The 527-nt window shown below is 64.9% G+C and carries 1 protein-coding gene; it reads left to right on the top strand.

What is annotated here, in order from left to right:
* Positions 1-503 (top strand): transposase (locus tag ACTWPW_RS64605; RefSeq protein WP_443175098.1); only part of this gene is annotated, 503 nt, incomplete at its 5' end.
* Positions 504-527: the final 24 nt, after the last annotated feature.

Genomic DNA, 527 nt, shown 5'->3' with positions numbered 1-527 from the left:
GCCGTGGACGCACCCCGACCGTCACCGTCTCGGGCAAGGGCTCCGGGCGCGTCAACCTGGCCGGGCTGATCTGCCTCAAGCCGGGGCGGCGGACCCGGCTGATCTACCGCATGAGGATCTACCGGCGCCGCAAGAACGAGCGCAAAGGGTTCAACGAGACCGACTACGCCCGCCTGCTGGACGCCGCCCACCAGCAACTCGGCGGACCCATCGTACTGATCTGGGACAACGTCAACATCCACGTCGACGCCCTGATGCGCAGCCTGATCGACACACGCCCGTGGCTGACGGTGTTCTACCTGCCGACCTACGCGCCCGAACTCAACCCCGTGGAAACCGTCTGGTCACACCTCAAACGCAGCCTGGGCAACCTGGCCCCCTGCACCCTCGACGACCTCGCCATGGTCATTCGCAGCCGACTCAAGCAACTGCAGTACCGCCCCGACCTCCTGGACGCCTTCCTGACACACACCGGCCTGATCACGAACCCGAGATCGACATGAAACCCCGAACTTTCAACCTCTGTA

The sequence above is a fragment of the Nonomuraea sp. KM90 genome, assembly GCF_052246675.1.
Lineage (GTDB): Bacteria > Actinomycetota > Actinomycetes > Streptosporangiales > Streptosporangiaceae > Nonomuraea.
Note: the sequence above shows the minus strand (reverse complement) of the source record. Positions and strands in the feature narration are given on the sequence as shown.